Below are 7544 nucleotides of genomic sequence, written 5' to 3' on the forward strand. Positions count from 1 at the left end.
CTGGCGTTGTGCGTAGGAGTGGCGGAAGGCGTAGGCGTAGATGAGGGAGCGGTCGAAGGGCAGCGGGTTGCCCTGTGTGTCGGTGCCTTCGCCGTGCAGGTGGGGGATGGAGTCGACCCAGTGGCGCAGGATCTCGCTGAGGTAGCTGGTGTGCAGGTAGTGGCGGGTGGCGAGGTGGGTGAGGGCGGGGAAGAGGTAGTCGGCGCCGGTGGGCGGGAGGCTGGTGTGGAGCTGTTCTCGGCGTTCGTGCCAGGTGCGGATGGCGTGGGCGGTGGGTGTGGTGATGGGCAGGCGTCTGCGGTGGCGGCGGGCCTTGTGGTTGTTCCAGACCAGGGAGATCTGGTCGTTGCGGGTTTCCAGGCAGTCGCGGGGCAGGGAGCAGACTTCCAGGGGTCGGCGTCCGGTGTCTCTGAGCAAGGTGTATAGCGTGCGGTACATCAGCTGCAGGTCTTCGGGGGCGAGGGTGCGCTGACCGCGGGCCCGCCCCAGGCCGAGGAGGTGGAGGTGTGCGTCGAGCTGGCGGATCACCGGTTCGGGGATCGCCTTGCCGATCTCGTCCTCGTTGGCCTCCTGCTCGGGGATGCGGTGGAGGGCGGGGTCACGGACGAAGGCGGCCGAGAGGGTGTCGGTGGTACCTGAGCGGCGGCCGTAGTCGATCAGGGCGAAGAAGTGGCTGGAGATGGACATGCGGTAGTTCCAGCCGGCCAGTTGGCCGTCCAGTTTCAGTGCGGTGCGGAACGCTTCGACCACGGCGGTGACGTCGTCGTAGCGAAGCCGTGTGGGGTCGTCGGTTCCCGGGCGCTGCGCGAGGGCTCGGGAGGCGAGCTCCACGCCGCGCAGCGTGCGGGCGAACTCGTCCGCTCCCGGGCGCTGCTGGACGGTCCAGGTGCGCAGCAGGCCGCGCAGCCACGGTTGCCGGATGGTGCGCAGGTCGACTGTCTTGGGCTGCCGGATGCCAGCCGGGGTACGGGAGCGCTGGCCCAGCGCACGCAGGTCCAGGATGTCGTCCTGTGCCAGCGCGGTGCCCGTGTGCTGCGCGTGACCCGCCCGGACCGCCGTACGCACGCGGCCGAGCATCCGCAGGACCGCGACAGTGGAGCGCGGGCACATCTGCTGGTCCGTGATGTCGCCGATGAGCGTGGTGGCCGCGGCGAGGTCCCGCACCATGCGCCGGACCTGCGGGGGTTCGAAGATCCGCAGCCACGGATCCACCTGCTGCAGACCGTAGAGGACCTCCCAGCGCAGCGGTTCGGGCAGCGGCAGGAGGCTGAACTGGTGCGGGGCAAGGTACGGGGGCTGCTGGGCCGCCCACAGCGCCACGTCCGCGTCCGGGTGGGTACGGCGGTGCTCGCGGAAGCGCTGCGCGTGGTGCCGGCACAGGCCCCGGCCGTACAGGCCCGGCAGCGGACAGGCAGGAGCCGGGCAGGCAGGGGTATCGGCATACGGGACGGCGGTGTCCTCCCACCGGCTGGCGGTCTTGCGGGTGGTGTGGGTTTTCCACTGGGTGTAGTGCGTGGCGCACAGTTCTTTGCAGTAGCGGGGCCGGACACAGCGCTGCCCGTCCTTCGTGAAGCTGTACTGCTCCGGAACACCGCCGAAGGCAACCCGGTTACGCACCGGCACGAAGACTCGCGCGAACTCCGCGTCGGGCAGCGGCGACCGTTTCTGCTCCTCCTTGCAGAAAGGGCAGAAGATGTTGGCCGGCGAGACCACGGTGTCGCACGCCTCCGTACGGCACAGCGCAACTGAACTGCGCGGCTCGTGGACGCTGCCGGTGAACAGCCAGCAGTCCTGGCGCCATTCACTCGCCCGCCAGGTGGGATCGAGATGGCCTCGCAGCCACGCAGCCCGTCCCCCGCCGTCGAGATCCCCCGCGCTTTCGGTGCGCGGTGCGGGCAGCCGCGACAGCGCGGACGAGATGCTGCTCATCGGAGCTCCCTCAGGGAACCGACGCGCTCGACCGCCACCCGCGCCTCGACGTCGTCGACGTGCCGGTAGCGCTCCATCGACAACGGCGAGGTGTGGCCCAGGAGCCGCTGCACCACATCGCGGTCGACGCCGTCACGCAGCCAGCGGGTCGCCGCCGAGTGACGCAGCATGTGCGGACGGCACGCCTGTCCGAGAGCGCGCGCCAGCCGGTCGAACATCTCCTTGGCATTCGGGTACGACATCGCACGCCCCAGCGGCGCACGGAACAGATTCACGAACACCATCTCCGACTCCGCAGCCTCGGCCACATCGTCGCGTTCGTACTGGTAGTCGGTATACAGTGCGACCAGGTCGGCGGTGACCGGCACGAAGCGATGGCGCCGGGACTTCGCCAGGGCGCGGTTGGGATTGTCCACACGGCGGCGGACATGCACGTGCGGTCCCTCAATACCGCAGCCCACCACGCGGGAGGAGGCCAGCAGATGCATATCGCCGCGGTGCAGCCCGAGCGCCTCACCGATCCGCAGCCCCGTACACGCCAGCAACGCGATCAGGAAACGGTCACGGGCACTCGCCGCCAGGGCGATCATCCGGCGGATCTGCTCACCGCTGAGGTCCTCATAGCCCAGCTCGGTGACCCGGAAGCGGAACACAGCCGCCTCGACCTGGCGCCGCTGGCCCGATTCGCCGGTATCGAAGCCGGCCGGGGTGAAACGCAGCAACTTCGGCTGGGACAGCAACGCCGTCGTATCGGCCGGCACCCAGCCGTGCACAGCACCGAACCGCAGGAACTCCCCTACCACCGTCATGACCGCGTTCGCCGTCCCCCGCGACCGGTAACGGACAGAACCGGGCCGCACCTGGTCGGCGCGGAGCGGGAGCGGCGTCTCGATCAGCCACCGCTGCAACCCGGCCAGATCCAGGAAGCCGGGAGTCCGCCAGTCCAGCCGCCGAACCCGGCAGTAGTTCAAGTACAGAGCGACCCGCCCGGCATACACACGCTCCGTGTTCGGCGAACACCCCCGAGCCCGCAACGACGCCAGAAAAGCCACCGCCTCGCTCTGCAGATCAAACGAACCGGCGTCGACCACCACCCACCGCACCACACCGGTCACCGGGGAAACAGCACGCTCCGCCACGAAGTCGGGGTCCACGCAACAAACACAACCACCACCCACAGCAGCGCGCACCGCACTCCAGCCAGCACCATCCCCGCAGGTGAGAGCCAGAACAAACGTCCCTCATCTCTGACTCTCTCTCAGATAATTCTCGGGAAAGCCAGAGCCAGGGATTCGTCGGGTCAGCGCTCGTTCTCCAAAGCCGTGTTCAACCCGTAGGCACCTGCTTGCGAGAGCCTGTCGATGATGTCCAGGCATTGGATTCGTTGGAGCCTCGGGCTTTGACGGTAGAGGCGAAGGACCGCCGAGACCAGGTAGTGGCCGTCCGCTGCTCGGTGGGTTCTCAGGTCGCCGAGGTCTTTGCCCGCGTACTGGACGGTGCGCTCGCAGGCGTCAATAGCCACGGCGGGAAGGGGGCCGGTGTGGTCGTAGAGAGCGAAGGCCAGATGTTCGAGGTGGTCGGGGAACGCGTCGCTATCGAGGAAAGCCCTGACAAGTTCGTCGGCCTGCGCAGGAAGCAGGTCGAATGCCTGCCGCATGCCTTGGGAGGCGTTCTTTCGCACGTCAGTGTCGTCGTCGTTGAACAGCGGGACAAGGTGCGGGTAGTGGTCGATGTTGTCGGCGAAGACTGCTGCCGCCCCACGGCGGGCGAGGGCGTTGAGTTCGTGCGTGCTGTTCGGGAGGTCCGGGGTGAGGAATCCGTGGATAGTGGCAACAGCCCAGGACTGGCCGGCGAGTTCGGCCGTATCGCCCGGCCCTTGGAGGGCCCGGGAGAGGTGGGCAGCGAAGCGTGAGGGGTCACGGACCAGTGTGTTGATGAGCAGCCGTTGGGTGGTGGAGGCGTTGTAGACGTTGGCGTCCTGGTGGTTCAGGAGTTGTTCAGCGGTGTCCAGCGCAATCTGAGGGTCATGGTGCATCAGGGCCAGCACGGCCTGGGCGGCACAGACTCGGACAGCAAGCACGGGGTCGTTGGCGAGGCGGGTGACTAGGGGCGTCAAGGCGTGCAGGTGCTCACTGCCGTGGAAGAGCAGGGCGGCAACGGTGAGCGCTACCTGGCCGCGGGTGGCGTTCATGCCGGCGGTCAGCAGATCCGTTCGGGTTCCCTCTGCATCGGCATCGCGGATGTCCTGCTCGGGGTGGGGATCCGTGGTGTAGCTGTCGAGCACTGGCAGCGAAGCGGAAGTGAAGTTCTGCGGAGCCGACTGGAGGGCGCGGCAGATCGTGGGCGCGGCGGCGGGGCCGAGGGTCTGGTGGGTGTGGAGAGCCAACTGCTCCCAGCGGTCGGCGTCCAGGTGAGGCGTGACTGCTTCCACGATCGCGAGCAGGTAGGCGGCCGGTGAGCCGGAGCCAAGGGAGAAGGCGAATTCGGTGAAGCGGTCAGGTTCCTGTTCCGCGCGGCTGCGCAGGGTCTGGGCGAGTTCGTAAGCTCCCCCCTGAGGCGGCCAGAAGCGCTCGGGCCGGGGTTTGGCGTACTTGTCCAGGGCTCGGTGCCACTGAACGTCAGTCATGCCATTCAGCAAGCCGCCGCCGCACCTCATCAGTACGGCGCGAGGAACTGATTGCCGACAACAGTTCGTACTGGGCCCAGCCCCACGCGCTGTGCTGCCCCTTCCGGCGTCGGCGCTCCCATGCCGTGTAGTGGCTGAGCAGCACTCCGGTCAGGCACTCCAGAGTCTCGTCACTGCAGTGGGGTGTGGCTGCTTCGATGAGTTCACGTGAAGACCAGCGTGGGCTGTCCAGCCATCCCAAGCGCAGGTTGCGCTCATCCGTCAGGAGCCAGGAGATCGCCTCGTCGGCCCGGTCTATGACGGTGTAGGCGCGGCAGGCGAGAAAGCGCAGTTCCTGAACCGGCGATGCGGTCAGCTGCTGCAGAGCGTCGGCAGCAGCAACTGGGGCGTGAGCGGCCAGGGCACGCAGCGACGTGTCGATTGCGGCCAGCAGCGCGGTGTCAACGCTGTGGCCGCCTACATGGCGGTAGGCCCAACGGCCGCCGGGGGCGTACGCATCGGTCCGGTCCGTGCTGCCAGCGGTGGCCACGTCGATGACAAAGGGCAGCACCTGCTCTACATAGGCCTCCGGCTCGGCCTTCGCGATGCGGGCGAGGACGGTGCTGGCAAACTGCGAGTGCGTGGACAGGTGCTTGGACGCGAAGGGATCGCCGGAGCCGTCGGCGCGCGCTCGGGCAAGGTGACGGCGCAGGTAGGCGCCGACAAGATGGGCCGCGGGAGCGGGAGCGGTTTCGGCAAGGCTGTAGAGGAGCGACCAGAAGTCACTGTTGACCGCGATAGGCCCACGGGCCTCGTCCGCATGGCCTCTTTCGATCAGGCCGACGGCAAGATCGACGAGGTCGGCTGTAAGAGCCCACTCGATCAGCCCCAGGAGCCGTTGCCCCCACTGTGGCGTCGTGCCCACGTACGGTCGCACCAGCTCCGCGACACGCCGGGGCCGATGCCGCGCGACGGCCAGGAGCTCCGCGAAGGCCGCGTCGGCAGTCTGCGGCGCGCTCAGCCAGCGTTCCCACCTCTGATCGTGGTCGGCGGCGTCGAACCACTGCGGCCGGGAGAGCAGACCGCGGACCTTGCCTGCCACAGGAGCAAGGCCCCAGGCGACCGGTTCGATGGCCTGCCAATCCGGCAAGGCGGCATCGAGCTGTCCGAGGACCGTGATGATCACATCGTGCAGGTGGGAACGGATCCGGTCAGAGCTCAGAAGCTGGGCGACCGTGACGCGGAAACGATCTCGATTGGTGCCAGCGAGGTGCTCAAGAATCTGCCGGGTCTGAGCCCGGCGGAACAAGTACTGGCCAGAAGCAGCGAGAAAGTCGTGGATGTCCGCTTCGGTGGAGATGAGAGACCGGGCGAAAAGGAAGTCGAAGTACGTCTCATGAAAGAACCCGATCTGTTCCGCGTCGCGCACCAACACGCCATGCGACTCGAGCACCCTGATGTGCTGGCGGGCAAAACCATCCAGGAGCGCCGCGGGCGCCTGGAGCGTTTCGCGTTCGCTCATAGAGGCGCACAGTGTGCCCGTGATACCCCGCCAGTCCAGCGCGGCGACCTGCCGCTCGATCTCCTCGCGCAGCTCATCTGTGTAGCGGACGTACAGCTCCTGCAAAGTCCGATAGGAAGCGGCGTGTGCCGAGGGAGACAAACGGCTGAAGACCGAGAGGTGCAACGGAGTCCGCAGCAACTCCAACGTCACCGGCCCCAGACCGTCGGGGTCTGTTCCGCTGGCGACCAGGACCGCGCGCACCTGTTCCACGTCCAGAACGCCAAGGGGGAAACGCGCCGTCCGGGTGCGGTCGGCGACCAGCCCGGACAGCCTCCGGTCGTTGTCGATATCGACGGTGCGGGCTACCAGGAGCACCTTGACGTTCGGGGCAACGACTAGCTGCGCCAGCACATCCTCGACGGCCTCGTAAGCATCCGACATCCTGCCGTTGTAGGTACTGACCGCATCCAGTTGGTCAATCACCAACAGCGCCGGGTCTCCGTCCGCGACCCCAGCCAGCAGCACCGCCGGCGAGTCCGGCAGGGTCATCTTCGTTCCCAGCTCCTTGGCCGTCTGCACGCCCGCGTCAGCACCGTCCATCCGGACCGCGGCCGCCGGCCATCCCTGCTCGCTCAGCCGGACCAGGACGTCGGTGACAACCGCCGACTTACCCAAGCCAGCCCCGCCCTCACAGACCACAATCTGCGGACCGCCCTCAGCCACCAGGCGTTCGTACAACTGCTCCACGTGCGGACGAGCAGCCATCCCGAACACAGGCATGTCCCGCCACACACGCCGCACAAAGCGCTCGACGGTCCCGGCCAGCATTGTGAGCGTTCCGGTGTCACCAGCCAGCAGCCGTGGGCGTACTCCCGGCACGGTCAAAAGGTGGCTGCGGATCTGGGAGCCGGTGAGGCGCTGGTGCAGGTGCTCGTCGAGATAGCCGCTCAGCTGCCTGACGATCACTTCCGGATCGCCGACGAACAGCAGCTCATACTCAGAGACCACCAGGCGGCGCAGCGCCTCCGGTGAGTAGTGCTCCACGTGCACGGCCTGCAAATACCGCCAGCCGACCTCCCGGTCGACCGGCACCCCGTTCACAGACCAGTTCCCGAGCACCTGTACGAACTGGGGAAGCTGGGCCTTGGTAATGATCCCCTCGAACTCGGCGAGCGTTTCCGCGGCACGGGCCCGCTGAGAAAGATCATGCAGTTCAGGAGCCCCCGTGGACAGCACGAGGCGCACTTTTTTGCCCTCTGCGAGATGCCCCGTGACCACCTTGAGGATCTTCCCCGCAGCGTCCAAGGTCCACGCCCCCTTCGAGGGAACGTCCTTCACCTGCTCGCACCACGTGCCGTCGTCCGCCTCGAGCTCGAACTCGATCCCGGCGCCCGCCGGCCCCGGGGGCTCCAGGCGGATCCGTGACGCCCGCCCCCGCAGCAACTCCGCCACCCTCAGCGCGGTCCACCAGTCCTCGTACCGGTTACCCGCCTTATCCGCAGCCCC

At 67.6% G+C, this 7544-nt stretch carries 4 protein-coding genes; all 4 read right to left on the minus strand.

Annotated features, from left to right (window positions below; all coding sequences use genetic code 11):
• Window positions 1–1929, minus strand: a 1929-nt coding sequence (locus ACFRFC_RS37915; protein WP_383112703.1) for a site-specific integrase, incomplete at its 3' end; no start/stop codon positions are given.
• Complete coding sequence (locus ACFRFC_RS37920) at window positions 1926–3083, minus strand: tyrosine-type recombinase/integrase (RefSeq protein ID WP_382680137.1); 1158 nt, start codon at window positions 3081–3083, stop codon at window positions 1926–1928. The genes ACFRFC_RS37920 and ACFRFC_RS37915, both read right to left, overlap by 4 nt.
• A 146-nt stretch (window positions 3084–3229) precedes the next feature.
• Window positions 3230–4555 carry a hypothetical protein gene (locus tag ACFRFC_RS37925; RefSeq protein WP_382680135.1) on the minus strand — a complete coding sequence of 442 codons (1326 nt, stop codon included), beginning with the start codon at window positions 4553–4555 and terminating at the stop codon, window positions 3230–3232.
• Entirely contained in the window at window positions 4548–7490 is a 2943-nt protein-coding gene (locus tag ACFRFC_RS37930; RefSeq protein WP_382680133.1) for a hypothetical protein, read from the minus strand. The genes ACFRFC_RS37925 and ACFRFC_RS37930 overlap by 8 nt, the downstream gene beginning before the upstream one ends.
• Window positions 7491–7544: the final 54 nt, after the last annotated feature.

This window comes from Streptomyces sp. NPDC056734, assembly GCF_042790455.1.
GTDB lineage: Bacteria > Actinomycetota > Actinomycetes > Streptomycetales > Streptomycetaceae > Streptomyces.

What these genes read in the sequence shown, in the direction of transcription:
- ACFRFC_RS37925 (WP_382680135.1), bottom strand. Translation starts at nt 4,555, where the DNA reads ATGACTGACGTTCAGTGGCACCGAGCCCTGGACAAGTACGCCAAACCC.